Raw genomic sequence first — 24,811 nt, 5'->3', positions numbered from 1 at the left:
TGAGGATCACCCGTGCCTGCCAGCCTGATTGCCAAATCCGCCGCCGCCATCCCGGTCGAGACCGTGACCGCCAAGGCCTGGACGTCGCGTGCCGTGAAGGAAAAGGGCCTCGTCGCCGGCCTGGCCGAAGCGCAGGGCTTCAAGGGCAAGCCGGGCCAGGTGCTGGTACTGCCGGATGCGAAAAGCGGCAAACCGGCGCGCGTGCTGGCCGGCATCGGTGATACGCCGGATCTGTGGAGCTATGCCGCTATTGCCGGCGCGCTGCCGGCCGGCGATTACAAGTTGGCCGATGCGAAAGCCGGCGATGCCGCAGCCCTCGGCTGGGCGCTGAATGCCTATCGCTTCGACCGGTACAAGAAAACTGAGAAGAAGCTGATCCGCCTGGTCTGGCCGGCCAGGGCGAACCAGCAGCGCGTGACCGCGCTGCATGACGGCATCGTGCTGGCGCGCGACCTGATCAACACGCCCGCGGGAGACATGGGTCCGGCCGAACTGGCGGAAGCTGCGCGCGGCGTGGCGCTGCTCGGCGGCGCCGAAATCAGCACCATCATCGGAGACGATCTGCTGGAACAGAATTATCCGATGATCCATGCCGTCGGCCGCGCCAGCGTGCGCCTGCCGCGCCTGATCGACCTGCGCTGGGGTAATCCGAAGCATCCGAAACTGACCCTGGTCGGCAAGGGCGTGTGTTTCGATACCGGCGGCCTCGATCTCAAGCCCTCGGCCGGCATGCTGCTGATGAAGAAGGATATGGGCGGCGCCGCGGTGATGCTGGGCCTTGCTGCCGCCATCATGGCGATGAAGCTGCCGGTGCGGCTGCGCCTGCTGATCGCCGCGGTCGAGAACAGCGTGTCGGGCAATGCCTTCCGCCCGGGTGACGTGCTGACCAGCCGCAAGGGGCTTACCGTTGAGATCGGCAACACCGACGCCGAGGGCCGGCTGGTGCTGGGCGATGCGCTGGCTGAAGCCGATACCGAGAAGCCTGACTGGTTGATCGATGCCGCGACACTCACGGGCGCGGCGCGTGTCGCGGTCGGACCCGATCTGCCCGCGCTGTATGCAACCGACGATGCGATGGCGCAGGCCCTGCTGGACGCCGGGCTGACTGTGAGCGACCCGCTGTGGCGGATGCCGCTGCATGCCGGTTATCGCGACTATATCGAGGGCAAGGTGGCCGATATCAGCAATTCGGGCGACACGCCCTTTGCCGGCTCGATCACCGCGGCACTCTTCCTGAAGGAATTCGTGACCAAGACGAAGTCTTACGCCCATCTCGACATGTTCGGCTGGAATCCGCGACAGCGCGCGGGCCGTCCGCTCGGCGCGGAAGCGACCGGCCTGCGCGCGCTCTATGCCGCCATCGAGAGGCGGTACGGACGCAAGTAAGCCTCTCGCCTCATTTGTCATGCCCGGGCTTGACCCGGGCATCCCATTAAATGGGACCCACGGGCCAAGCCCGCGGGTGACATGTGGAGTGTAAACTTACCTCCCCGGTTCCTCGAACAACTCGCGGCGGCCGTCCCGGCGCATCTTCCCGCCGCCCGGGGGCGCCGAAAATCCCGCAAATTGCCACGCATCTGTCATTTAAGCGGCCGAACCAGGCCGCAAGTCACAACGGCGTCACAGGGGTCACAGCCTTGTCGGCGGCGGGGCCGCCCGGCTTTGGCTAGGCTGCAGTCATCGAGTCGTGAGGCTTAAAACAAAAAAGAGGAGTCGATCATGGCTTTCCCCGGTTCTGCCTTCTTCCTGGTCCTCGCGGTCCTGCAATTCTTCATCGTCGCCGACGGCATGGTGACCTGGTTCCATATCGACTGGGTCCTGGCCGCCAACTTTGCCGCCATGCTGAGCGGCCTGCCGCTGTTCGTCATGTTCCGGCTGGCGCGCGAACAGCGCCAGCGCAATGAACGCCTGCAGCGGCGCCGGCTGCAGCAGGCGGTACGGCACTAACTTCCCGGACGGCGCGCTGCGGCCAGTCCGCGGCTGCACCAGGGCCCGGCACGCGCGGTGTTATCGCGCAGGCCGGGCCTTTTTATTGCGTCAAAGTATGCGAACCGCGCCCTTAGAAGCACTGGCAGCAAAGGCGGCATAGGCCCGCAGAGCGCGACTGACCTTCCGTTCGCGCGGCGCCTGCGGCGCCCAGCCCTGCGGCGAGGCATCCAGCGCTGCGCGACGACGTTCCAGTTCGCCCTCATCCACCTCCAGCACGATGCTGCGCCCTGCTATATCGATGCGGATCTCATCGCCATCCTGTACCAGTGCGATCAGGCCGCGATCGGCCGCTTCCGGCGAAACATGGCCAATGGAAAGCCCCGACGAGCCGCCGGAGAACCGCCCGTCCGTCACCAGGGCGCATTTCTCGGCCAGGCCTTTGGCTTTCAGGTAGCTGGTGGGATACAGCATCTCCTGCATGCCCGGGCCGCCGCGCGGCCCCTCGTAGCGGATCACCACCACGTTGCCGGCCTGCACCGCGCCGTTCAGGATGCCCTGCACGGCCGCATCCTGGCTTTCGAAGACCACCGCGCGCCCCGTAAAGCTGAGTATCTTCTCGTCCACGCCGGCCGTCTTCACGATGCAGCCATCGGGCGCCAGATTGCCCGACAGCACAGCCAGTCCGCCGTCGCGCGAAAACGCGTGGTCGATATTGCGGATCACGCCCTTGGCGCGGTCGGTATCCAGGCTGGTCCAGCGGGCGGTCTGGCTGAAGGCCGCCTGGCTGCGCACGCCGCCCGGCGCGGCGCGGAACAACTCCTGCACATCAGTCCGCTCGGTGCGAGTGATGTCCCAGTTGTCCAGCGCCTCGCCCAGTGTGGCGGCATGGATCATCGGCACGCTGCGATCCAGCAGCCCGGCGCGTTCGAGTTCGCCGAGAATCGCCATCACGCCGCCGGCACGGTGCACGTCCTCGACATGCACATCGGGCACCGCCGGCGCGACCTTGCACAGTACCGGCACCCGGCGCGACAGCCGGTCGATATCCGCCATGGTGAAATCGAGTTCCGCCTCATAGGCCGCCGCCAGCAGATGCAGCACCGTGTTGGTTGATCCGCCCATGGCGATATCCAGCGCCATCGCATTCATGAAAGCGGCCTTCGAGGCGATGGCGCGCGGCAATACACTGTCGTCCTGCTGCTCGTAATGGCGACGCGCCAGATCGACAATCAGGCTGCCAGCCCGCGCAAACAATTGCCGCCGGTCGGCATGCGTGGCNNTGGCTGTCGGAGACATCGGTGCGCGCCGCCGCCACCATCGGATTGATCAGGTCGAGCGCAATTTCCTTGCCGTCCACCACCGCCTTGCCGGCCTCCATCGGGCCGCCCGAGACGAACACCGCCGGGATGTTCAGTCGCAGCGCCGCCATCAGCATGCCGGGCGTGATCTTGTCGCAGTTGGAGATGCAGACCATCGCATCGACGCGATGCGCATTGACCATGTATTCGACGGAATCGGCGATGATCTCGCGCGACGGCAGGCTGTAGAGCATGCCGTCATGGCCCATGGCGATGCCGTCATCCACGGCAATGGTGTTGAACTCGCGCGCGACGCCGCCCGCCTTCCAGATTTCAGCCGCCACCAGCTGGCCCGGTTCGCGCAGATGCACATGGCCCGGCACGAATTCGGTGAAGGAATTCACCACGGCGATCAGCGGCTTCTTGAAATCCTCATCGTTGAGCCCGGTGGCGCGCCACAGGCCGCGCGCGCCGGCCATATAACGGCTCTGGAAGATTTTCGACGGATATTGCGGACGGTTGGGCCGGTTCTGCGGCTGCGACTTCGACATGGGGACTCCGGTGCTGGCGGAAAGACGGGCCCGCATCCTGGAGGCAAAGACAGCATCACCGAAATGAATTATAATGATAGGTATAATTTGATTTCATGATGATGCCTATCCGGAGACCCGGCATGCTTCGCAATATCGATGTCGACCTGCTGCGCTGTTTCACCGCCGTGGTCGAGCAGAAGGGCTTTTCCCGCGCCGCCGCCATCCTCGGCCGCTCCCAATCGGCCATCAGCATGCAGATCCGCCGGCTGGAGGAAATCACGCGGCAACATTTATTGGACCGTTCACCGCAGGGCGTGGCGCTGACGCCACGCGGCGAGGAACTGCTCGGCTATGCGCGGCGCATTATTGCCCTGCATGACGAGGCGCTGGATGTGATCGGCGCGCGCGACCTGCGCGGCACCGTGCGGCTGGCGGTGATGGACGATTACGCCACCAGCATCCTGCCCGATGCGCTGGCGCGCTTCAGTCGCCAGCACCCGGAGATCGAACTGGAAGTCACCACCGGCTTCACCCGCGATCTATTGAAACAGCTCGGCGACGAGTTCGATCTCGTTCTGGCGACCCAGCGCTACGGCGCCGGCAAGGGCGAGGTACTGCGTATCGAGCGCACCTCCTGGGCGTTTTCCGACAGCAACACCTTTCCCGCCGACGGCGCGCTGCCGCTGGCGCTGCTCAAGGCCGGCAACATGTATCGCGAATGGGCGCTGGAGGCGCTGAACAAGGCGCGGCGGTCGTGGCGCATCGTATTCAGCAGTTCCAGCATCGGCGCGGTCGAAGCCGCTGCGGCGGCCGGCATGGCGGTGACGGTGGTGAAGGCCGGCACGGCGCGGCCGGGTCTGCGGCTGCTCGACGAGGCTGATGATTTGCCGCCGCTGCCGCTGTCGGAGATCGCGCTGTATACGGCGCCGCGGCGACAGACCCCGGCCACGCGCGCGCTGGCCGAGCATCTGACGGCGGAATTGCGCAGCGAGGCCGCCTAGCGTTTGATCGCGCGCTTTTTCGCCGGCTTTTTGGCAGTCGGTTTTTTCGCGGCAGGTTTCTTCACGATCTTCTTCGCCGCAGGTTTTTTCTTCGGTTCCGGCTTTGCCGTGCGACGGAAGGCTGCCAATGCTTCATGCACCCAGTCGCGCAGGTCGGACGGATCGAGCAGCACGTCTTCCGGCAGTTCGTACCAGCGCTCGATCTTCCGCTGCACGCTCTTGCGGCTGTAGGTGAAGGGCCCCATGCCGGCTTCGACAAAGCGCGGCCGGGTCTGGTCGTCGACCACGAAATACAGCGTGCCGCGCAGGATCACGCCAAAGAGTTCACCGTCAATGCGCAACCCGCTGCCGCTGAACAGCCGCTCGCGTGTCACCGGGCCCACTCTGGCGGCGGCCAGGCAGTCGAAGACGTAGTCGACGAAATCGCTGTCGGCTGGCATGCCCACCCCCTTGAAACCGGAAATATGTTCATTATATGTTCCCGTTTGACCCGAGGCAAGCCGCCAGAGGTTTCACGGCGATGTTCCACGGAATAAGGAGAAATAAGAGTCTTATAAGACCGAATAAGCATCTTATAAGGCGGGAATAAGCACCGGCCAACGGCCCGGGCACACTGCTTCAGATGCTGATAAGCTACTGAAAAGACAAGACTAACCCCGGGCCGTGCGGCGGGAAAGCTTGTGGCTGTACATCATCTGGTCGGCCGCGGCCAGCGCCGAGCCGGGGTCTTCGCCGGGCTTGAGCGGATAGACGCCATAGGCGGCGTCGAGTGGCAGGCTTTTGCCTTCCCAGTGCAGCGGCCGGCGGCGGATCGCCTCGGCCAGCTGCTCGGCCTTCTCGCGGCCGACCTGGGCATCGGTCTCGCTGAGGATCACGCCGTATTCGTCGCCGCCGAGCCGGGCGACCACGTCGAATTCGCGCGTATTGTCGAGCAGGATCTGGCCGACTTGGATCAGCGCGGCATCGCCGGCACCGTGGCCATGCCGGTCGTTGATGTCCTTCAGGCCGTTCAGATCGAAATAGATCAGGCAGGACGGGCGGCCGTAGCGTTCGACATGGGCCATAGAGCGCGACAGTTCACGCACGAAGGCGCGGCGGTTATACAGCGGCGTCAGCGTATCGCGGTCGGCTAGGCGTTCGAGTTCGGCGAGGCGATGCCGCGTGCGGTTGAGCTCATTGCGCAGCTGGTCGACCTCGCCCATCAGCCGCACGATCGCGTCGCGCACCCGCGGCGTCAGTTCGGGTTCGGGGATGCCCATCACGGTGGCGGTGGCGGCCGGATTGACCGTGGTCGCCGTCACCCCGCCGGTGCCCTGGGCCGGGACCACCACGGCCGGACGCGCAGCACCGCCCGACCCAATAGGGGTCGTGGAACCCAGCCCGACCGGTCGACGGTCCTCGATCTTCACGCTGCGTCGTTCTCCTGGCCATGCCACCTGAGGCGGCAATCTGCATTACTCATGCCGCAGGAGGCGTTAACAAAGCATGGATCGCCCGGGCATTCCAGCAAGGGGGAATCGCATCGATTCCAGGCTTTTCCCCGCCCTCACGGTCCGGCTTTACAGCCCCTCTCGGCTCCCTATAATCCGCCGCTTTCCGCTGCAGGAGTAACTCATGGCGCCGCGTAAAGGTCCGCTGGTCGGGATTATCATGGGCAGCCAGTCCGACTGGGCCACCATGGAACATGCCGCCGAGGTGCTCGCCGCGCTGAAGGTGCCGGCCGAACACCGCATCGTGTCGGCGCATCGCACGCCGCAGCGGCTGTACGATTATGCCCACAGCGCACATGAGCGCGGCATCCAGGTGATCATCGCCGGCGCCGGCGGTGCAGCGCATCTGCCCGGCATGGCCGCAGCGATGACGCATCTGCCGGTGCTGGGCGTACCGGTGGAGAGTCGCGCATTGAAGGGCCTCGACTCGCTGCTCTCGATTCAGCAGATGCCCGGCGGCATTCCGGTCGGCGCGCTCGCCGTCGGCAAGGCCGGCGCGATCAATGCCGGTTTGCTCGCCGCCGCCATTCTGGCGTTGAACAATCCGGCCTTGTCGAAGCGCCTGCAGGCCTGGCGCGCGAAGCAGACCAGGGCGATCAAGCCCGCGCCCGTCTCTGAGAAAAAGAAGAAGACGGCTAAGTGAGCGCTCTCGCGCCCGGCAGCATGATCGGCATTCTCGGCGGCGGCCAGCTCGGCCGCATGCTGGCCAATGCGGCCAGCCGGCTCGGCTATCACTGTCATATCTTCGCGCCCGAGGCCGATCCGCCGGCCGCAGAGGTCGCCACGACATTCACCCGCGCCGACTACACCGACGCTGCGGCGATGGCGGCCTTCGCGCGCGCCTGCGATGTCGTGACCTACGAATTCGAGAATATCCCCTTCGATCCGGTCGCTGCGATTTCAAAGATCGTGCCGGTTCGTCCGGGCACGGAAGCTTTGCGCATCAGCCAGGACCGCCTGTTCGAAAAGCAGTTTTGCAACGACCGCGGCATCGCGACAGCGCCGTGGCGCAAGGTCGGCTCCGTCGCCGATCTCGAAGCTGCCATCGATGCGCTCGGCCTGCCGCTGGTGCTGAAGACCTGCCGCATGGGCTATGACGGCAAGGGCCAGGTGAAGGTCACGAAACGCGAAGAGGCCGCCTCCGCTTTCGCCGCGCTGACATCCGATCATCTGGTTGCCGAAGGTTTCGTCAGCTTCAAACGCGAGCTTTCGGTGGTGCTGGCGCGCGGGCTGGATGGCGAGGTCGCCTCCTGGGGTCCGGTCGAGAATATCCATCGCAACCACATCCTGTGGCGGACCCATGCGCCGGCCATCATCGAGCCCGCGCTGGCCGCTCAGGCCGAGCAGATCGCCGCGAGCCTGGCCGATGGCCTCGACTATGTCGGCACGCTGGCGGTCGAGTTGTTCGACTGCGGCGACCGGGTCCTGGTCAACGAGATGGCGCCGCGGGTACACAACTCCGGCCACTGGACCATGGATGCCGCCGTCACCTCGCAGTTCGAGCAGCATATCCGGGCGATCTGCGGCCTGCCGCTCGGGTCGGCCGACCGGCTCTGCGACGCCGTGATGGAGAACCTGATCGGCGACGAAATCGACGCCTGGCCGGCACTTTTGGCTGAGCCGAATGCCAAACTGCACCTCTACGGCAAGGCCGAAGCCCGTCCCGGGCGCAAAATGGGCCATGTCAACCGGCTTTACCCCTCCGGACACGCCCCACAACCATAAGTCAAACTGTCGCACCGCCATTCTCGGCTTGCGGTCGGACGAGCCTTCGCTATAATGATGGTTAATCTTTGTTAACCATATCGCTGGCCAAATAGGGTCTGGCGACAGGATGATCATGTCGGTCGAGAATATCAGTGCTGGTCTTTCCGGCGTTGCGCGGACTACCCCGCAGCGACCGACGAAGAATGCCCTGATCAGCAGCACCGACAATGCGGCCGTGCAGCAGTATGCGCAGGTCAGCCGCTTCACCTCCTATCTCACCGACGCGCCGGTCGAACAGACCGAGCCGCAGCAGTATTCGCAGTCGTCCTCGCAGCAGGGCAGCGGTTCTGGCGCCGGTACGTCCTCAGGTTCCCCGGGCAACGACGAAGCACCGTTGCTGAACTACAGCCGCAACGGCAGCACCACGCCGGTGCAGAAGCCGGCCGTGGTCGGCCAGTTCCTCAGCGTCGTCGCCTAAACTCTTCTGAAAATCTAAAGCTACGCCCGCCGCAGGTTGCGGAACGGGTTCGGCAGCCGGTCGGCCAGTTTGGCAAGCTTGCTCTTGGCCTTCTCGATGCGCATCACATCCGCCAGCCGACGATCGACAAAGGCCGAGGTACCGGCGAAGTTTTCCGACTTGTCATCCAGCCAGTGCAACAGCGTGGCGCCGTAAACGCCGGCCAGCAGCATGCGCTTGGTGTAAAAGTTGAAGTCGGTCGCGGTGTCGCCGGCGGCATACCAGATCGCATCCACCGTGCGGTAAAGCTGCTTCAGCGCACGCGGCGCATGCTGCGGCAGGGCCTCCAAGGTCAGCGCGCGGCGCACGGCTTCACGATGCGGGGCCGCCAGTTCCAGCCGCGTCATCACCGCCAGCTTGACGCGCTCGCGCACCTTCATGGCGGCAAGGTCGCGGCCCTCCAGCACGCGCAGCATGGCGGCATCGGTCTCGCTCACCCAGAAATCCAGCACATCGGCGGCACCGCCGGGAAAGGCGCGCAGCACCACGCCGGTATCGAGACCGGCATCGCGCGCGGCGAGATTGAGTGCCTTGGCGGTCCAGCCGTCGAAGGGCACATGCGGCAGCATGGCCTCCAGCAGGGCGCGCTTTTCAGTCAGGAGATGGTCGTCAGTCATTCCTCTTCCTCCTGCGGGCGGAGTGCTGCGCGATGCCGCAGCTCGCTCTCGAAGACCAGATCCTTCAGATCGGTCATGCGCTGCGGATACAGGATGCCGTCCAGATGATCCAGTTCATGCTGCACCACGCGGGCATGCCAGCCGCCGACCTCGCGTTCCAGCCGGCTGCCGTCGGGCAAGATGCCCTCGTAACGAATACTGGTGTAACGCGGCACCAGGCCGCGCATGCCCGGCACCGACAGGCAGCCTTCCCAGGCCATATCCTGCTCCGGACCGGCAGGCTCCCATTTCGGGTTCACCAGGGTCACCAGCTCGCGCTTGCCGTCACCTTCGTCCGGGGTGAGAAAAACCGCCACCCGCAGCGGCACATGCACCTGCGGCGCGGCCAGGCCCTGGCCCGGCGCATCGATCATGGTATCGACCATATCCTCGATCAGCTGCCGGATTTCCGGGGCCGTCGGGTCGGGAACCGAGTCGGCCGGGCGGGCCAGAACCGGATGCCCCATCTTCGCGATCTTGAGAATTGCCATATCTGCAGCCTAGGACAGAGCGCCCGCGCGGCCAAGTCACCGGAATATACTTTTGTTACCAATAGTTTAGACATAAATCCAGATTGCGCCCGGATATCCACGAAGCGACTTCACAAAGCCGGATCAGCATGTTAGAACCCGCCACTCGTCGGAGCAGAGGCTCCGCAAACGGAATTCTTTGACCTGAAAGGATGGAACCGACGTGCAGGTTCTGGTTCGTGATAACAATGTCGATCAGGCGCTGAAGGCGCTCAAGAAGAAGATGCAGCGCGAAGGCATTTTCCGCGAGATGAAGCTGCGCGGCCACTACGAGAAGCCCTCGGAACGCCGCGCCCGCGAGAAGGCTGAAGCCATCCGCCGCGCCCGCAAGCTGGCCCGCAAGCGCGCCCAGCGCGAAGGTTCGATGTAATCGACGCCTTCTGGTTTATCGAGACGCGAATCAAGCCGCCCGCAAGGCGGCTTTTTTCATGGCCGGGCGGTCATCACGGATTGATGCGCCGTTCCGCCATTTTTTTCCGGCTGCCAAAGGTTTAGCTTGGTCGCCAGGGTAACAGGCAAGGAACTCGGCGGAATGCACCAGAATGTGCACCTCCTGCAGGGGCTGGACCAGCTAGACCAGGGGATCAGCATCTTTGACGGCGCGCTGCAGCTGATTGCCTGCAATCGCCGCTACCTCGACCTGCTGGAATTTCCCGATACCTTCGGCACGCCCGGCACCTCGGTGGAAGATTTCTTCCGCTACAACGCCGAACGCGGCGAATACGGGGCCGGCGACGTCGAAACCATCGTGCAGGCGCGTCTCGCGCTGGTGCGCAAATTCGAACATCACCAGTTCGAGCGCGAACGACCGAACGGCACCATTCTGGAAGTTCGCGGCGCCCCGCTGCCCAATGGCGGCTGGGTCGCAGTCTATACCGACATCACCGAACGGCGGCGCAACGAACAGGCGCTGCTACGCGTGCGCGAGGAACTGGAAGATGCCGTCCAGGGCCGTACCGCCGAACTGCGCGACAAGAACCGCATGCTGGATGTGGTGCTGGGCACGATCAGCCACGGCATCACCCTGTTCGACACCAGCCTGAATCTGGTGATGTGCAACCAGCGTTTCATTGACCTGCTGGAATATCCGGCCGAACTGGGTACGCCCGGCACGCCGTTCGAACGCTTCGTGCGCTGGAATGTCGAGCATGGCGAATATGGCTCCGGCAACGTGGACGAGATGGTGGCTGAGCGTGTCGCACTGGCTCACAACTTCATGCCGCATCGCTTGCAGCGCCGCCGCCCGAACGGCCGGGTGCTGGAAATCATCGGCACGCCAATCCCCGATATCGGTTTCGTCACCTCCTATTCCGACATCACAGAACTTCGCCGCACGCAGGACCAGCTGCGCGACCTGGCCGATACGCTGGAAGCGCGCGTCGATGAGCGTACCGTCGCGCTGACCAAATACATCGCCGAGCGCGAAGCCACCGAACGCGAACTTCTGCACGCCAAGGAAATGGCCGAGGTGGCCAACCGTTCGAAGAGTGCATTCCTTGCCAATATGAGCCACGAATTCCGCACGCCGCTGAATGCCATCATCGGTTTTTCGGAATCGCTGCTGGCGGGCTATTTCGGCGCGATGCCGCCGAAGCAGCTGGAATACGTCGACGATATCCGCAAGTCGGGCGAACACCTGCTGCAACTGATCAACGACGTGCTGGATCTGGCCAAGGTGGAAGCCGGCCGCATGGAACCGCATATCGAAACGCTGCGGCCCGGTCTGGTGATCATCGACAGTCTGGAAATGATGCAGATGCAGGCCGACCGCGCCGGCGTAAACTTAAGCGCCGATATCCCCGACAATCTGCCGGACCTGCAGGCCGACGAGCGCATGCTGCGGCAGATGCTGCTCAACCTGCTGAGCAACGCGGTGAAGTTCACGCCGCGCGGCGGACGTGCCTGGGTCGCCGCCAACGTGGCCAATCGCATCCTGAAGATTGCCGTGCACGATACCGGCGTGGGCATGTCGGCACAGGACATTCCCAAGGCGCTGGCGCCGTTCGGTCAGGTGCGCGGCGTGCTGAGCCGCGAGCATCAGGGCACCGGGCTGGGCCTGCCGCTGGTGAAATCGCTGGCCGAACTGCATGGCGGCAGCCTCGACCTGGACTCGCAGCCCGGCAAGGGCACCGTGGCAACGATCAATCTGCCGCTGCGCAATCCGAGCAGGATGCTGCAGCTCTAGCGGCAGGCCGCTGCTTCGCGGCGCAGGTTTTCATATCGCGCCGCCGTATCGTTAGGCACGCTCAGCGATTCCAGAAATGCCTGCAGATCGGCAATCTCGCCCTCTGCCAGTTTCAGCGGCTTCAGGATCGCCTCGCCATCGGAATGCAGGCGATCTTCATCCAGGTCTGAATAATGCAGGATCACGTCGCGCAGGCTCGGTTTGCTGCCGTTGTGCATGTAGGGCGCTGTGGCGGTGAGGTTGCGTAAGCTCGGCACCTTGAATTCGCCCCAGTTGCGATGCTGCTGCTCGACATGCCGCGCGGGGATACTGGCCTGGCCACTCGCGTCGTCATTGTAGCGCCCAAGCAGGTTGAAGCGATTGGCTTTCAATTGCGCGATGCCGCCATGGCGACCGGGATCGGCGCGGCGCGGCGTGCCGGGTTTGCGATCCGGATCGTTCAGGAAGAAAACCAGCCCGGTATCGTGGAATTCGCCGTTACTGAAATTTGCACCGGTATGGCACATGCCGCACTGGCCGCGACCGGTGAACAGCGCCAGCCCGCGCTGTGCTGCTTCGGGATAGCGTGCCATCCCTGCCCGGTCATTCGCCGCCAGCGCATCGCGGAACTCATCGAAGGGCGTACGCGGGCTGTTGATCGTCTCCTGGAAAGCTGCGAGTGCCTTGGCCGCCAACACCAGCACCGCTTCATCGTCGCCGGTGGCATAATCCGGCGCGACACGCTGCGCCAGACAGGCGAGCGGCGCGTCTTCACGCAGTAATTTGGCAGTGGCGGCGGCCGAGCCGCCCATTTCGCTGTCTTTCAGGATCGGCCGGATACCGGCAGCCCAGAGGCTGTCATTCGCGCCGTCCCAGCCGAACCAGCGCTGCAGTCGCACATTCAGCAGGCCCGGTGCATTGCGGTCCTGCAACCGCAGCCCCTCGCTGCGGGCCTTGGCTTCGCTCCAGCCATGATCGGGCCGATGGCAGGTCTGGCAGCTGATCGCGCCATTGCCCGACAGCCGCGGCTCGCCGAACAGCATGGCACCGAGACGAACCGCATCGCGGTTGCCCGAGAGGCGGTTACTGCGGTCAGCGGATTCCGCCGGCGGCCAGGGACCGTGGCCGAGAATGCGACGGGTCTGCGCGGCATCGAAATCGGCGGCCTGTGCCGCCGCGCTGATCAGCGCAAGCAGCAGCGCCATGGCTGCCGGCAGCTTCATTGGGCGTCGAAGCTGAAGGTCAGCCGCTCGCGCTTGCCGGCGCCGGTGAAATCGAAGCTGAACTCCCAGTTACCAGGCATATGCAGCAGCAGGCCTTCGGCGCGGTAATGGCCCCAGTCGATCTTGGTCAGCGCCGGCTTGTAGTTCATGCCGTGGCGATGCGCCGGCATACGGGCGTCGACGGCAGTCAGCTGTGGAAATTCCGCCATGCGGCCGTCGCAGAGCCGGATATCGAGCGCAAAGGGCTTGTTCAGCGGAATGGGTGCCGGCACCGGCGTCACGATGAGGCGGAACTGCGCCGCCTGCACCTGCCGCGCCTGAGCCGGAATATCCGCACAGGCCCAGGCGGGGGCGGAGATCAGCCCGAGACACAGCGCCGCAATGATTGCCGATTGACGCATGATCAGTTCAGCGGTGGGACCTTGTAGCCATAGCCGGTGCGGGCGAACAGCGCCTCGGCATTGCGATAGGCGATCTTCTCCGCGAGTGCGCGCGGCAAGTCGGCGAGCCAGGCGCGCGACCATTTCGCGTGTTCTTCGATATAGTGCCAGCGCTCTGGCGTGAAGGTATCCGTGCCAACCATGAAGCGCTCGGGGAATTCCTCGAACAGCTTGCGCCATTCCGGGTCGACCTTGCCGCTGGAGGCGTGATCGCTGCGGAAGGCCAGATCGGCCCAGAGATTGGGGTAGCGTTTCAGCATGTCGCGCACCGCATCGGGCCGGTCGAAACCGGAATGCGCCCAGAGCACGATGGCGTTCGGGTCATGGACGAACAGGCGCTGCACAGCGGCCGCGTCGCTATGGGCATGCAGGAACAGCCTGTGCTGCTTCGCCAGCGCCACCATGCGTTTCGGCACCGGCAGATCGGCATCGGCACCATAGAGATGGAATTCGCCGATCCCGACATAGCGGTATTTCGCCAGGCGGGCTTCCATATGGGTGATGATACTGTCGTCACGCACCCAGCTGCTCAGTTCGCCGCGACGGCGATAGGGCCGCAGTTCAGGCACGATCAGGTCGGGCGCGGCCTCGAAAAGCTTCTGGGTCCCGTCATCGCTGGAGCTGGAGACCAGCACCTTGCGCAGGCTGGAACGGCGCAGGATGGCGATGGCCTCCTGGGTCGGCAGATAGTCCCAGGCATCGTGGCTGTAATGCACATGCGCATCGATCAGCGGGATCACATCGGCGGGAGATTGCTGGGCCCGCACGGGTGCTGTGGCCGCCAGCAAAGCGATGGCAAGGAGAGTGCGTCGAATCATGGGCGGTCAGCTCCGGTTACGCAGAGTTTACGCCAGAAACCGGCCGACGGCATCGTCACAATGATGAGATTGCTCCCCATTCGTCATCCCCGCGCTCGGCGGCTTTGCCGCCTTACATATACTGTCGCGCAAGGCGCGACGGGCGGGGATCCAGTCGACGGAAGGACTGGGTTCCCGCTTTCGCGGGAACGACGGTTTATGGGGACTGGTATTGCGAAAGAACGTGTGGGGCTTAGTTCTTGCCCCAGACCTCTTCCGCCACTTCGACGATCATGCGCAGCTTGGCCCACTGCTCTTCCTCGGCCAGAACGTTGCCTTCCTCGGTGGAGGCGAAGCCGCATTGCGGGCTGAGGCAGAGCTGCTCCAGGTCGGCGAACTTGGCCGCCTGCTCGAGCCGGCGCTTGATGTTGTCCTTCGATTCCAGCTGGCCGGTCTTGGAGGTGACAAGGCCGAGGATGACGGTCTTGTCACCCTTGGGCAGATGGCGCAGCGGCTCGAAGCCACCGGAGCGCTCGTTGTCGTATTCCATGAAGTAGCCGTCGACCTTGATCGTATCGAGCAGTGTCTTGGCGACCGGCTCGTAGCCGCCCTTGGAAATGAAGGTGGAGCGGAAGTTCCCACGGCACAGATGCATGGAGATCACCATGTCGCTCGGCCGGTCGGCGATGGCCGTATTGATCATCTGCGCATATTTCTCCGGCAGGCCGTCCGGGTCATCGCCGCGCTGGCGCGACAGTTCGCGCTGCTCGGGATCGCAGAGATAGGCGAGGTTGGTCTCGTCCAGCTGCAGGTAGCGGCAGCCGGCAGCGGCGAAATCCTGCACGGCCTTCCTGTAGGCCTGACCGAGATCGTTAAAGAAATCATCCAGATTGGGATAAACGTCCTTTGGGATCGCATTCCGGCCACTGCGGAAATGCAGCACGCTGGGCGACGGAATGGTCATCTTCGGCGTGCGGCTGGTATTGGCCTTCACGAATTTGAAGTGGTCGACCATCGGGTGACCGGAATAGCCGATCTTGCCTTTGACCTTCACCCCTTCGGCACGGGTCTGCACGCCGGAGAACTGAATGCCCTGTTCGGCATGGGTGTAGTATTCGACGCCGTCGAGGAAACCGAGGAAATCGAAATGCCACCAGGAGCGACGGAATTCGCCGTCGGTGATGCTCTGCAGGCCGACCTCTTCCTGCTGCTTGATCACGCGCTTGATCGCTTCGTCTTCCACCGCCTTCAGCCGGGCGGCATCGATCTTGCCGTCCTTCTTCTGGGCGCGGGCTTCCTTCAGCACCTGCGGACGCAGCAGGCTGCCAACATGGTCGGCGCGGAACGGCGGTTTCTTGCGTTGCATGCTTTCTCTCCCTTATGTGATCAATGACTGCCGTCAGAAACGGCGAGCCAGGCTTCCAGTTTCGCCCCATCGGCGGCCAGGCTGGTGCTGTCGGCGGCATGCACGATGCGGCCGCGCTCCAGCACCACGACGCGCTCGGTGATCGGCAGCAGCTTGCGGGCATTCTGCTCCACGATAATCGCCGACAGCCCCTCTTCCCGCGTGATGCGACGCAGGGCAGCCAGCAGTTCCTCGACAATGATCGGCGCCAGACCTTCCAGTGGCTCGTCCAGCAGCATCAGTTTCGGGTTGAGCATCAGCGCGCGGCCGACCGCCAGCATCTGCTGCTCGCCACCCGACAGCTGGTTACCCATGTTGCGGCGACGCTCAGCCAGACGCGGAAACATCTCGAACACGCGCGCCACGCCCCAGGGACCGGGCCGCGCCACAGCGGTCAGGTTTTCCTCCACCGTCAGCGACTTGAAGATATTGCGTTCCTGCGGCACCCAGCCGATGCCGGCGGCGGCACGGCGATCCGAGCGATGGCCGGTCACATCCAAGCCGTTCAGGCCGATGCGGCCGCCGCGATAGCGCGTGGCGCCAACCAGCGTGTTGATCAGCGTGGTCTTGCCGGCACCGTTGCGGCCCAGCAGGGCGAGCGACTGGCCGGCCGCGAGACTGAAGCTGACGCCATCGAGCACGATGGCCTCGCCATAGCCGGCGCGCAGATCCTGAACGGTTAACAAAGCGGTGGGGAGCAGGTCAGACATCGACCAGCTCCTCGCCGAGATAGACTTTCTTCACCCGCGGATCGCGGGCGATCTCGGCGGCCGGGCCTTCGACGAACAGCCCGCCGTTGACCAGCACGGAGATGGTTTTGGCAAAGCGGAACACCAGCTGCATGTCATGTTCGATCAGCAGTAGCGTGACATCGGCCGGCAGCGCCTCGATCACGTCGAGAATTTGGTGGCGCTCGGTTTCCGGGACACCGGCGGCGGGCTCATCGAGCAGCAGCACAGCAGGTTTGGCCGCCAGCGCGACGGCGATTTCCAGCAGGCGCTGCTTGCCATAAGCGATGGTTTCGGTGCGCTGGTCGCGCACATCGACCAGATTGAGCTGGCGCAGCAGCGCCTCGGCCTCATCGACGATGTCGCTGCGGCTGCCGACCGGGCGCCACCAGCCGGTGGCGGCACCTTCGCGCTGGGAAATCGCCAGCACGATATGCTGCAGCGGCGTGAGGTCGGCGAACAGCTGGTTGATCTGGAAGGTGCGGGCCAGGCCGCGCTTCACGCGCTGATATGAGGGCAGCCCGGTGATATCCTCGCCCTTCAGCAGCACGCGACCCGAGGTGGGCTGCAATACGCCGGTCAGCAGGTTGACGAAAGTGGTCTTGCCAGCGCCGTTTGGCCCGATCAGGGCATGACGCGCACCCGCCGGCAGTTTGAAGCTGACGTCATTGGTGGCGATCAGGCCACCAAAGGCTTTGCACAGAGTCTGCGTCTCGAGAACGGGTGTCATTTCGCCGCTCCCTTGCCAAGGCGATGGGCCAGCCATTCACGGCTGCTGTTCACGAAGCCGAGGATGCCGCCCTTGCCGAACAGCACGATCAGCACCAGCACGAGGCCGAGCCAGAACTGCCAGTATTGCGGCGTGATGGCGGCCAGATAGTCATACATGATCTTGAAGGCGATCGAGCCGATCACCGCGCCCCAGAGCTGACCGCTGCCGCCCAGCACCAGGATCAGCAGCGCATCGGCCGAGCGATGGAAGTCCAGCACGTCGAGCGAGACGAACTGCGAAGTCTGCGCCAGCAGCGCGCCGGCGATGCCGGCATAGACGGCGGCAATCGTGTAGATGGTGACCAGCCGATGGTTGGTCGGCACGCCCATCGCGCCGGTCCGCAAACTATTGCCCTTGATGGCGCGCAACATCAGGCCATAGGGCGAATTCACCAGACGGCGGGCGACATAGAACAGGATGAACAGCACGGTGAGGCTGTAGCCATAGGCCGTCTTGCCGAAGATGTCGAATTCGAACAGGCCAAGGACGGGCCCCATCACCACGCCGGTCAGGCCATCGGCGCCGCCGGTGATATTGCCAAACTTGTTGGCCAGTTCACGCAGGATCAGCGCGACGCCCAGCGTCACCATCAGCTTGGTGAGATCGGTACCGCGCAGCACCAAGAAGCTGGTGACGAAACCGAGCAGGCCGGCGGCGGCGCCAGCAATCAGCAGCCCCATGACCGGATCCGTGAAACCGTGCTTGCCGAGCAGGCCGGCCGCATAGGCGCCCACGCCGAGGAAGGCGCCATGACCCAGCGAGACAATACCGGCATAACCGAGGATGAGGTCGAGCGAGAGTACGAACAGCGCCAGGATGGCGATCTCGTTGAGCAGCAGCACCTTGCTGGGCGCGAGCCAGAGCAGCGAGGCGGCCACCAGCCAGAACAGGATTTCGAGCGGACGCCAGCGCACCGGCGCCAGCAGCGTGCCGGCTGCCGTGGCAGTGTCGGGCCTGAAATAAGACAACAAAGCGAACATCCGACCGGCCTCAGCGCGCATTGGCACGGCCGAACAGACCCTGCGGACGCAGGATCAGCACGACGACCATGATGGTATAGATGATGAAGCTGCCCACCGTGGGGACGTAATACTTGCCGGCGACATCGGCGATGCCGAGCAGGATCGAGGCCAGCAGCGGCCCGGTGAGCGTGGTGGCGCCACCGACGCTGATCACCACCAGGAAATAGATCATGAATTTGAGCGGGAATGTCGGATCCATGCCAAGGATTTCCGCGCCCAGCACGCCGCCAAGGCCGGCAAGCCCGGAGCCAAACGCGAAAGTGACGGTGAAGATCAGGCTGACATTGATGCCGAGCCCGCGCGCGACGCGGGCGTCATCCACGGCGGCGCGCAGCTGGCTGCCGAAACGCGTACGGCTCAGGATCAGCTGCAGCGCGACCGCCAGCACCAGGCAGATGGCGATCACGAACAGCCGATAGATGCCGACCTGGATTCCGAACAGGCTGACCCGACCCTGCAGCGACGGCGGCAGGGTGATCAGCTGCTGCTGCGCGCCCATGAAATAATCGATGGCGGACACCGCCATGAAAACCAGGCCGATCGAGAACAGCACCTGGTCGAGATGGCTGCGGGCATAGAGCCGGACATAGAGGGTGCGTTCGAGCACCACGCCGAGTGCGGCTGAAACCAGGAAGCCGGCCGGAATGCAGAGGAAGAAGGACACGCCGAAGCGGTTCATCAGCACGACGGTGAGATAGCCGCCGGCCATGGCGAAGGCGCCATGGGCCAGATTGATGAAATTCATCAGCCCGAGCGTGACCGACAGGCCGCAGGCCAGCACGAACAGAATCATGCCATAGGCAAAACCGTCGAACAGGATGGTCAGCACGGGACTCTCGTACCTGAGCGCTTGGGTGAAAAACGGCCGGCGTGGATGCCGCCGGCCGCGAGACTACAAGATGATGCGGCTTATTTCTTGGCCGCCTTCACCGGATCCTTCACCTTTTCGATGGTGGCAAATTCAACGTTGTACAGCTCGCCATTCACCTTTTCGACTTTACGGATGAACACGTTCTGCACGATGTCGCGGGTTTCCGGATCGATCGAGACCGGGCCGCGCGGGCTGGTCCAGCTCTGGCCCTTCATGGCTTCCAGCAGCTTGGTGCCGTCGGCATCGCCATTGGTCTTTTTCAGCGCCTGGTAGATCAGGTGCATGCCGTCATAGCCGCCGACGCCGTGGAAATTCGGCCGCATGTTGTTCGACTTCTTGAAGGCCTCGACCAGCGCCTTGTTCTCGGGTGAATTATGCGCCGCCGAATAATGATGCGACGACACCACGCCCAGCGCCGTATCGCCCATGCCGTTCAGGATGTCGTCGTCCAGCACGTCGCCGGTGACGATCAGGCGAATGCCGTCCTTGGCCAGCTCGCGTTCGGCGAACTGCTTCATCACCGCCGAGCCAACGCCCGACGGCACGAAAACGAACAGCGCATCGGGCTTGGCATCGCGGGCGCGCTGCAGGAAGGGCGCGAATTCAGGATTGGCCATCGGCACGCGCAGTTCAGCAAGCACCTGACCGCCGCCCTTGGCGAAGGTTTCCTTGAAGGCTTTCTCGGCGTCATGGCCCGGGCCGTAATCCGACACCAGCGTGACCACTTTCTTGATGCCATTCTTCGGCGCCCATTCCGCCAGCGGCGCGGTGACCTGCGGCAGGGTAAAGCCGGTGCGCACGATATAGGGCGACTGTTCGGTGATGATCGAGGTGGCTGCCGCCATCACGATGGTCGGCACCTTGGCCTGGGTGGCGATCGGCGCGGTGGCCAGCGCCAGCGGGGTGAGACCGAAGCCGGCCAGCACGCTGACCTTTTCGTTCACCACCAGCTCCTGCGCGATACGCTTGGTGACGTCGGCGGTGCCGGTATCGTCCTTGACGATCAGCTCGATTTTCTTGCCGGCAACCATGTTGCCGTGCTGCGCCATATAAAGCTTCGCCATACCTTCGATCTGGCGGCCGGTCGAGGCGAAGGGCCCGCTCATCGGCAGGATCAGACCGATCTTCACGGTCTGCTGTGCATGTGCGCCAGTTGCAGCGAACAGCGCGAGGCTGGCAGCGGCAGCAGCAAATAGATGTCTGCGATTCATCAACGTTTCCTCCGTTTTCATTATTATAAACGCGTCCGCTATTCGCACATACAGATGCGTCATCAGCTGTGTTTCCGGGACTTTGGCGAAACCGCAAAAAGAAGCAAGGGGAATCTGACCGACTTTACTGAGAGTGAACCCTTTTCATTGGTCCGCGCGCCAGGCCGTGTCGATCACAAGACCGCCATGGACGGCACGGGAGACACAGGCACAGATACGGCTGTTCTCGCGTTTCTGATGATCGCTCAGGAAGACGTCGCGATGATCGATCGCGCCCTCCAGGGCCATGACATCGACCGTACAGAGACCGCATTCGCCGCGCCGGCATTCCGACATCACTTCGACGCCGGCGGTTTCCAGTGCATCGAGCATCGAGCAACCGGGCGGTACCGTCACTTCCACACCCAGACGGGGAATACGGACCCAGAAGGATTCCTCAGGCTGCAGCCCGCCGCTGCCGAATGTCTCGAAGCGCAGGCTGCCCTGCGGCCGGCCCAGCGCCGCCATCGCCTCGCGCAGGCCCTGCAGCATGCGGGCAGGCCCGCAGAAGTAGATGTCGCCATCTGCCGGGAAACCCGACAATGCCGCCTGCAGATCAAGGCGGTTGCCGTCTTCCGAAATGAAGAAGGATACACGCTCGCCCAGAGCCGCCTCAATTTCTGGTGCCAGAGCCAGATCGCGCCGGCGGCGCGCGGCATACAGCAGTCGTATGTCGGCGCCGCGCTGCTGCAGTGCCTGCGCCATGCCCAATAGTGGCGTGATGCCGATGCCACCGGCGATCAGCAGATAGCTGGAAGCGCCATGCTGCAACGGAAAATGGTTCCGCGGAGACGTGATCCGCAGTTTTGCTCCCGGCAGCAGGTTGTGCAGCCAGGCGGACCCGCCCCGGCTCGGCTGCACGCGCCGGACGGCGATGCGATAGACGCTGCGGCGCGGCAGGCCGACCAGAGAGTAAGACCGCACATCCGCCTGCCCGCCGATATCGACGGTGATATTGATATGACTGCCCGGCTCATAGGTCACGACGCCGCCGGCAGGCGCGATCTCGAACAGACGGATATCCGGCCCATAGTCGCGGGTCACGATCAGTTCAGCGTCCATCCAGTCATTGTGGTCGTGCATTTCAGGCCTGCCGGATCAGCGCCATGCCCGGCACCAGGTCATGGGCATTCTGGTGTTCCAGCGCCATCACCAGGTTGCGATGCGCCACGCGGGAATGTTCGCGCATCAGCGCCTCGGCGCGCGCGCCCTCGCGTCGCTCGATGGCTTCCACCACGCTGCGATGCTGCTCCTGCGCCACCAGCAGGATGGCGCGCGATTCCGGCAGCACTGCCTGCACCTCGACAAAGGCACTCGGCGAGGCAAAGGGCAGCGCCACAGCACGCTCGATCTGGCGTGCCACGACCCGGCTGCCGGCCATGCCGACCAGCAGCTGGTGGAAGCGCTCGTTCAGTTCGACATAGGCCGAAAAGGTATCCGTGGCGATTTCATGCTGCACAAGGATATCCAGCTTGCGCAGGCAGCCTCTGATTTCGGCAATCTGACCCGGGCTGGGCCCGCGTTCGGCGGCCAGCCGCGCTGCCAGGCCTTCCAGAGTGCCGCGCGTTTCAATCGCATCGAAGATGTCGGCTTCGGAAAAATGCCGCACAGCATAGCCACCCGACGGGATCGCCTCCAGCAAGCCCTCTTCCTCCAGCCGCAGCAGCGCGGTGCGGACCGGCGTACGCGACACGCCGAGGCGATCGACGATGGCGAGTTCCGACAGACGCTCGCCCGGCTTCAGCTCGCCGCTGAGGATCAGCTCGCGCAGGGACAGAATGGTCTTGAGCGATTGCGACATTACTCGGCCGCCTCTGCGATGCCGCGCTCAGCGGCGATCATGCGATCCAGCTTGCGCCGGGCCCACATCGAACCGGCATCGATGTTCAGGTTGTAGAACAGCTTGCCGGGATGCGCCTCGATGGCTTTCTGCTGCGCCTCCAGGATGATCTCGTCTTCGCGGAAGATGCCGGAGACACCCTGGCGCAGTTCGGTGGTCAGGCTCTGCTCTTCCAGCCGGTAATTGCGCACGAAGGCCCAGAAATACAGGCAGGTATTGGCTGTGGACGGCGTGATCGTGTTGAGCACATAGCCGTTGACGCCCTGGCTGCGGTCGCCTTCTGGCGCGCCGGTCCCGGTCGGCGCCACGCCAACATCGATGATCACCGTACACGGCGCCTCGAAGCGGATGATCTGCCAGCGATCGACCCGGTCGGGCTTGCCGAGTTGTTTGGCCCAGAAGGGCGGCGCTTCGATATCGCGCATCCAGCGCGTCACCGTGGCGAAGCGGTCGCCATGCGTCACCTCGAACGGCGCCTCGGCCACCGCGCGATTGCCGATGCTGGAGCCATGCACGAAAGTCTCGTGCGTCAGGTCCATCAGGTTGTCGACCACCAGGCGGTAATCGCAATCCACGGCGATCAGCTCACCGTCTCCCGCCCAGGCCGGATCGCGGTTCCAGTGCAGGTCGGGAATGCTGGCTGGATCGGCCAGAGCAGGATCGCCCATCCAGATCCAGACGAAGCGATGACGCTCCACCACCGGATAGCTGCGCACGCAGGCAGACGGATTGATGATCTCCTGCGACGGCATATGCGTGCAGCGGCCGCGTGCGTCATAGACCAGTCCGTGGTAACCGCAGACCAGGCTGCCATCGTCCTGCAGATGGCCTTTCGACAACGGCAGCAGTCGGTGCCAGCAGGCATCCTGCAGTGCCACCACGCGACCATCGGGCTGGCGGTAGAAGACCAGCTGCTCGCCGCAGACCGTGCGCGCCAGCAGGCTACGCTTCACCTCATGATCCCAGGCCGCGGCATACCAGGCATTGAATGGCCAGGGCGTGGCATCGCGATCCATCGTGAAAGGCTGGCTGCTGGCCATCCCGGGTTTCCTCTGAGCCTTTGTTGGCTCAATTGTATACATAGAGTCGTGCATATCGGCAAATTTTCGCCTTATGTTCTTAAGCATTGGCCATTCCGGGATACAGATACTCCCCCCTGGTGCCGGTTATTGCCCAACCCCGGAGCAATCCGTAATGAAGGATGCAAAGGGGAAACGTGATGACCGAACCCGTCTGGCGCATGAGCGCCACCGATCTGCACAGGGCCTATTCCAGCGGCAGACTGTCGCCTGTGACTGTCACCCGCACGATCCTGGACCGCATTGTCACCCTGAACCCGAAGCTCAACGCCGTTGTGCATGTCGATGCGAATGGTGCGATGCGCGCTGCCGAGGAAAGCGCGGCACGCTATCGCAATGGGAACCCCTATGGCCCGCTGGACGGCGTACCGGCCACGATCAAGGACAGTCTCGTGGTCGGCGGCATGCCGGCCACCTGGGGTAGCCAGTTGCTCAAGACCAACAAACCACCGGCCGATGAACTGCCGGTGGCGCGCCTGCGCGAGGCCGGTGCGGTGCTGCTGGGCAAAACCAACGTGCCGGAATTCACCGTGCAGGGTTACACGCATAACCTGCTGTTCGGCTCCACCGGCAATCCGTGGAATCCCGATCTGACACCCGGCGGCTCCAGCGGCGGCGCGGTCTCTGCCGTTGCGGCCGGTTTCGGACCGATTGCATTTGGGACTGACGGCGGCGGCTCGACGCGCCGTCCGGCAGGCTATACCGGCCTCGTCGGCCTGAAGCCCAGCATCGGGCGGATCGCGCGGAATGGCGGCTTTGCCGAGATCTACAACGATATCGAAGTCCTCGGCCTGTTCGGCCGCACAGTCGAAGATGTCGCGCTTACCTTATGCGCGGTCTCGGCACCTGATGCGCGCGACCGGCATTCGCTCGCCTTCCAGGCTGCCGTGACGATGGATGAGACGCATCATTGCCCGGCCCGGGCGCGCATCCTTTACCTGCCGCGTTTCAACGAGCATCCGGTCGAGCCGGAGATCGTCGCCGCCACGGATCGTGTCGCCAAGGTGCTGGAGAGCGCGGGCTGCGCCATCGAAACCGGTCCGATGCCCTTCGATATCGACGATGCGGCAGCAGCGCTGGCCACCATGATGCCGGCCGGCCTTGCGATGATCGTCGACAAGCTGGGCGGCCCGGAGCGCATCACTCCCGCTCTGCTGCCGATGTATGAGATGGCGAAGTCAGTCAGCGGCAGCGACTATCTCTCCGCGCTGAACTACACCACCAGGCTGCGTCGCCAGATGGCGGGCTTCTTCGCGCAATGGGATGCGATCCTGACGCCGGCTGTCGCCGCGCAGCCCTGGGCCAGGGACAAGGTGTTTCCCGAGACGATCGACGGCAAGCCCGCCAGCCCGCGCGCCCATGCCATCTATACCGGCTGGACCAACCTCGCCGGCCTGCCCGGTCTTGGCCTGCCGGCCGATCTCGATGCCAATGGCATGCCAGTCGGTTTTCAGCTGATCGGCGGCTATGGCCGCGATGCGATGCTGCTGGCGCTGGGCCGGCGTTACGAAACGCAGGCGCCCTGGGCGGACCGCTGGCCGCCCGGCTTCAATTGACGG

General features: G+C 64.1%; 25 protein-coding genes and 1 pseudogene. 9 read left to right on the top strand and 17 right to left on the bottom strand.

Going from position 1 to position 24,811, the window contains the following annotated elements; all coding sequences use genetic code 11:
* The first annotated feature begins 12 nt into the window (after positions 1-12).
* Together CTR53_RS15105 and CTR53_RS15100 are read left to right on the top strand one after the other, a co-directional pair.
* Positions 13-1,386 (top strand): M17 family metallopeptidase, encoded by a 1,374-nt coding sequence (locus CTR53_RS15105; RefSeq protein WP_290815086.1) that lies wholly within the window; start codon positions 13-15, stop codon positions 1,384-1,386.
* 333 nt (positions 1,387-1,719) lie between these two features.
* Positions 1,720-1,947 (top strand): hypothetical protein, encoded by a 228-nt coding sequence (locus tag CTR53_RS15100; protein ID WP_290815084.1) that lies wholly within the window; start codon positions 1,720-1,722, stop codon positions 1,945-1,947.
* A gap of 90 nt (positions 1,948-2,037) precedes the next feature.
* Here CTR53_RS15100 and CTR53_RS15095 read toward each other — a convergent pair.
* Positions 2,038-3,706, bottom strand: a pseudogene (locus tag CTR53_RS15095) (dihydroxy-acid dehydratase).
* Between the two features lie 194 nt (positions 3,707-3,900).
* Here CTR53_RS15095 and CTR53_RS15090 point away from each other — a divergent pair.
* On the top strand, positions 3,901-4,761 hold the full coding sequence (locus tag CTR53_RS15090; protein ID WP_290815081.1) for a LysR substrate-binding domain-containing protein: 861 nt from the start codon (positions 3,901-3,903) through the stop codon (positions 4,759-4,761).
* On the opposite strand, the gene CTR53_RS15085 is transcribed toward CTR53_RS15090, so the two are convergent.
* Complete coding sequence (locus tag CTR53_RS15085; RefSeq protein ID WP_290815078.1) at positions 4,758-5,201, bottom strand: TfoX/Sxy family protein; 444 nt, start codon at positions 5,199-5,201, stop codon at positions 4,758-4,760. The two genes, CTR53_RS15090 and CTR53_RS15085, sit on opposite strands and share 4 nt — an antisense overlap.
* Before the next feature lie 210 nt (positions 5,202-5,411).
* The gene (locus CTR53_RS15080; protein ID WP_290815075.1) at positions 5,412-6,170 is read right to left on the bottom strand and encodes a GGDEF domain-containing protein; all 759 of its coding nucleotides are present in this window, start codon (positions 6,168-6,170) and stop codon (positions 5,412-5,414) included.
* 205 nt (positions 6,171-6,375) lie between these two features.
* On the opposite strand from CTR53_RS15080, the gene purE reads away from it, so the two are divergent.
* The 3 genes from purE to CTR53_RS15065 all read left to right on the top strand — a co-directional run bounded on the left by purE (position 6,376) and on the right by CTR53_RS15065 (position 8,436).
* Positions 6,376-6,894 carry a 5-(carboxyamino)imidazole ribonucleotide mutase gene (gene purE, locus CTR53_RS15075; RefSeq protein WP_290815072.1) on the top strand — a complete coding sequence of 173 codons (519 nt, stop codon included), beginning with the start codon at positions 6,376-6,378 and terminating at the stop codon, positions 6,892-6,894.
* A complete protein-coding gene (locus CTR53_RS15070; protein WP_290815069.1) occupies positions 6,891-7,976 on the top strand; it encodes a 5-(carboxyamino)imidazole ribonucleotide synthase in 1,086 nt (361 codons plus the stop codon). The genes purE and CTR53_RS15070 overlap by 4 nt, the downstream gene beginning before the upstream one ends.
* 115 nt (positions 7,977-8,091) lie before the next feature.
* Complete coding sequence (locus tag CTR53_RS15065) at positions 8,092-8,436, top strand: hypothetical protein (protein ID WP_290815066.1); 345 nt, start codon at positions 8,092-8,094, stop codon at positions 8,434-8,436.
* A gap of 20 nt (positions 8,437-8,456) precedes the next feature.
* Here the strand turns inward: CTR53_RS15065 and CTR53_RS15060 are convergent, their stop codons facing one another.
* Positions 8,457-9,092, bottom strand: coding sequence for a COQ9 family protein (locus CTR53_RS15060; protein ID WP_290815063.1), 636 nt, complete (start codon positions 9,090-9,092; stop codon positions 8,457-8,459).
* Positions 9,089-9,622, bottom strand: a complete 534-nt coding sequence (gene def, locus CTR53_RS15055; RefSeq protein ID WP_290815060.1) for a peptide deformylase — start codon at positions 9,620-9,622, stop codon at positions 9,089-9,091. Before def ends, CTR53_RS15060 begins: the two co-directional genes overlap by 4 nt.
* Before the next feature lie 202 nt (positions 9,623-9,824).
* Here def and rpsU point away from each other — a divergent pair, with 202 nt between their 5' ends.
* Both rpsU and CTR53_RS15045 read left to right on the top strand, forming a co-directional pair.
* Complete coding sequence (gene rpsU, locus CTR53_RS15050; protein WP_144069020.1) at positions 9,825-10,031, top strand: 30S ribosomal protein S21; 207 nt, start codon at positions 9,825-9,827, stop codon at positions 10,029-10,031.
* A gap of 162 nt (positions 10,032-10,193) precedes the next feature.
* Entirely contained in the window at positions 10,194-11,846 is a 1,653-nt protein-coding gene (locus CTR53_RS15045; RefSeq protein WP_290815055.1) for a PAS-domain containing protein, read from the top strand.
* Here CTR53_RS15045 and CTR53_RS15040 read toward each other — a convergent pair.
* The 12 genes from CTR53_RS15040 to CTR53_RS14985 all read right to left on the bottom strand — a co-directional run bounded on the left by CTR53_RS15040 (position 11,843) and on the right by CTR53_RS14985 (position 23,213).
* Positions 11,843-13,048, bottom strand: a complete 1,206-nt coding sequence (locus CTR53_RS15040; RefSeq protein ID WP_290815052.1) for a cytochrome c peroxidase — start codon at positions 13,046-13,048, stop codon at positions 11,843-11,845. The two genes, CTR53_RS15045 and CTR53_RS15040, sit on opposite strands and share 4 nt — an antisense overlap.
* Complete coding sequence (locus CTR53_RS15035; protein ID WP_290815049.1) at positions 13,045-13,449, bottom strand: hypothetical protein; 405 nt, start codon at positions 13,447-13,449, stop codon at positions 13,045-13,047. The genes CTR53_RS15040 and CTR53_RS15035 overlap by 4 nt, the downstream gene beginning before the upstream one ends.
* 2 nt (positions 13,450-13,451) lie before the next feature.
* Positions 13,452-14,306, bottom strand: coding sequence for an amidohydrolase family protein (locus CTR53_RS15030; protein ID WP_290815046.1), 855 nt, complete (start codon positions 14,304-14,306; stop codon positions 13,452-13,454).
* A 232-nt stretch (positions 14,307-14,538) separates the two neighbouring features.
* Positions 14,539-15,651: a 5-methyltetrahydropteroyltriglutamate--homocysteine S-methyltransferase gene (locus CTR53_RS15025; protein ID WP_290815043.1), complete on the bottom strand. Its 1,113-nt coding sequence runs from the start codon at positions 15,649-15,651 to the stop codon at positions 14,539-14,541.
* A 20-nt stretch (positions 15,652-15,671) separates the two neighbouring features.
* Positions 15,672-16,400, bottom strand: a complete 729-nt coding sequence (locus CTR53_RS15020; RefSeq protein ID WP_290815040.1) for an ABC transporter ATP-binding protein — start codon at positions 16,398-16,400, stop codon at positions 15,672-15,674.
* A complete protein-coding gene (locus CTR53_RS15015) occupies positions 16,393-17,148 on the bottom strand; it encodes an ABC transporter ATP-binding protein (protein WP_290815037.1) in 756 nt (251 codons plus the stop codon). The genes CTR53_RS15020 and CTR53_RS15015 overlap by 8 nt, the downstream gene beginning before the upstream one ends.
* Positions 17,145-18,170, bottom strand: coding sequence for a branched-chain amino acid ABC transporter permease (locus CTR53_RS15010; protein ID WP_290815034.1), 1,026 nt, complete (start codon positions 18,168-18,170; stop codon positions 17,145-17,147). The genes CTR53_RS15015 and CTR53_RS15010 overlap by 4 nt, the downstream gene beginning before the upstream one ends.
* A 10-nt stretch (positions 18,171-18,180) precedes the next feature.
* Complete coding sequence (locus tag CTR53_RS15005) at positions 18,181-19,041, bottom strand: branched-chain amino acid ABC transporter permease (RefSeq protein ID WP_290815031.1); 861 nt, start codon at positions 19,039-19,041, stop codon at positions 18,181-18,183.
* An 80-nt stretch (positions 19,042-19,121) separates the two neighbouring features.
* Positions 19,122-20,294 carry an ABC transporter substrate-binding protein gene (locus CTR53_RS15000; RefSeq protein WP_290815029.1) on the bottom strand — a complete coding sequence of 391 codons (1,173 nt, stop codon included), beginning with the start codon at positions 20,292-20,294 and terminating at the stop codon, positions 19,122-19,124.
* Between the two features lie 144 nt (positions 20,295-20,438).
* Positions 20,439-21,416, bottom strand: coding sequence for a PDR/VanB family oxidoreductase (locus tag CTR53_RS14995; protein WP_290815026.1), 978 nt, complete (start codon positions 21,414-21,416; stop codon positions 20,439-20,441).
* 1 nt (position 21,417) lies between these two features.
* Positions 21,418-22,134, bottom strand: coding sequence for a GntR family transcriptional regulator (locus tag CTR53_RS14990; RefSeq protein ID WP_290815023.1), 717 nt, complete (start codon positions 22,132-22,134; stop codon positions 21,418-21,420).
* Positions 22,134-23,213 carry an aromatic ring-hydroxylating dioxygenase subunit alpha gene (locus CTR53_RS14985; protein WP_290815020.1) on the bottom strand — a complete coding sequence of 360 codons (1,080 nt, stop codon included), beginning with the start codon at positions 23,211-23,213 and terminating at the stop codon, positions 22,134-22,136. Before CTR53_RS14985 ends, CTR53_RS14990 begins: the two co-directional genes overlap by 1 nt.
* Positions 23,214-23,392: 179 nt before the next feature.
* On the opposite strand from CTR53_RS14985, the gene CTR53_RS14980 reads away from it, so the two are divergent.
* On the top strand, positions 23,393-24,808 hold the full coding sequence (locus CTR53_RS14980; protein ID WP_290815017.1) for an amidase: 1,416 nt from the start codon (positions 23,393-23,395) through the stop codon (positions 24,806-24,808).
* The last annotated feature ends 3 nt before the right edge of the window (positions 24,809-24,811 follow it).

Source organism: Ferrovibrio sp. (genome assembly GCF_002796975.1).
Classification (GTDB): Bacteria; Pseudomonadota; Alphaproteobacteria; order Ferrovibrionales; family Ferrovibrionaceae; genus Ferrovibrio.
Note: the sequence above shows the minus strand (reverse complement) of the source record. Positions and strands in the feature narration are given on the sequence as shown.

Coding starts and splice junctions, on each gene's coding strand:
- CTR53_RS15100 (WP_290815084.1), top strand. CDS start 1,720: ATGGCTTTCCCCGGTTCTGCCTTCTTCCTGGTCCTCGCGGTCCTGCAA.
- CTR53_RS15090 (WP_290815081.1), top strand. CDS start 3,901: ATGCTTCGCAATATCGATGTCGACCTGCTGCGCTGTTTCACCGCCGTG.
- CTR53_RS15085 (WP_290815078.1), bottom strand. CDS start 5,201: ATGCCAGCCGACAGCGATTTCGTCGACTACGTCTTCGACTGCCTGGCC.
- purE (WP_290815072.1), top strand. CDS start 6,376: ATGGCGCCGCGTAAAGGTCCGCTGGTCGGGATTATCATGGGCAGCCAG.
- CTR53_RS15065 (WP_290815066.1), top strand. CDS start 8,092: ATGTCGGTCGAGAATATCAGTGCTGGTCTTTCCGGCGTTGCGCGGACT.
- CTR53_RS15060 (WP_290815063.1), bottom strand. CDS start 9,092: ATGACTGACGACCATCTCCTGACTGAAAAGCGCGCCCTGCTGGAGGCC.
- def (WP_290815060.1), bottom strand. CDS start 9,622: ATGGCAATTCTCAAGATCGCGAAGATGGGGCATCCGGTTCTGGCCCGC.
- CTR53_RS15045 (WP_290815055.1), top strand. CDS start 10,194: ATGCACCAGAATGTGCACCTCCTGCAGGGGCTGGACCAGCTAGACCAG.
- CTR53_RS15040 (WP_290815052.1), bottom strand. CDS start 13,048: ATGAAGCTGCCGGCAGCCATGGCGCTGCTGCTTGCGCTGATCAGCGCG.
- CTR53_RS15035 (WP_290815049.1), bottom strand. CDS start 13,449: ATGCGTCAATCGGCAATCATTGCGGCGCTGTGTCTCGGGCTGATCTCC.
- CTR53_RS15030 (WP_290815046.1), bottom strand. CDS start 14,306: ATGATTCGACGCACTCTCCTTGCCATCGCTTTGCTGGCGGCCACAGCA.
- CTR53_RS15025 (WP_290815043.1), bottom strand. CDS start 15,651: ATGCAACGCAAGAAACCGCCGTTCCGCGCCGACCATGTTGGCAGCCTG.
- CTR53_RS15020 (WP_290815040.1), bottom strand. CDS start 16,400: ATGTCTGACCTGCTCCCCACCGCTTTGTTAACCGTTCAGGATCTGCGC.
- CTR53_RS15015 (WP_290815037.1), bottom strand. CDS start 17,148: ATGACACCCGTTCTCGAGACGCAGACTCTGTGCAAAGCCTTTGGTGGC.
- CTR53_RS15010 (WP_290815034.1), bottom strand. CDS start 18,170: ATGTTCGCTTTGTTGTCTTATTTCAGGCCCGACACTGCCACGGCAGCC.
- CTR53_RS15000 (WP_290815029.1), bottom strand. CDS start 20,294: ATGAATCGCAGACATCTATTTGCTGCTGCCGCTGCCAGCCTCGCGCTG.
- CTR53_RS14995 (WP_290815026.1), bottom strand. CDS start 21,416: ATGCACGACCACAATGACTGGATGGACGCTGAACTGATCGTGACCCGC.
- CTR53_RS14990 (WP_290815023.1), bottom strand. CDS start 22,134: ATGTCGCAATCGCTCAAGACCATTCTGTCCCTGCGCGAGCTGATCCTC.
- CTR53_RS14985 (WP_290815020.1), bottom strand. CDS start 23,213: ATGGCCAGCAGCCAGCCTTTCACGATGGATCGCGATGCCACGCCCTGG.
- CTR53_RS14980 (WP_290815017.1), top strand. CDS start 23,393: ATGACCGAACCCGTCTGGCGCATGAGCGCCACCGATCTGCACAGGGCC.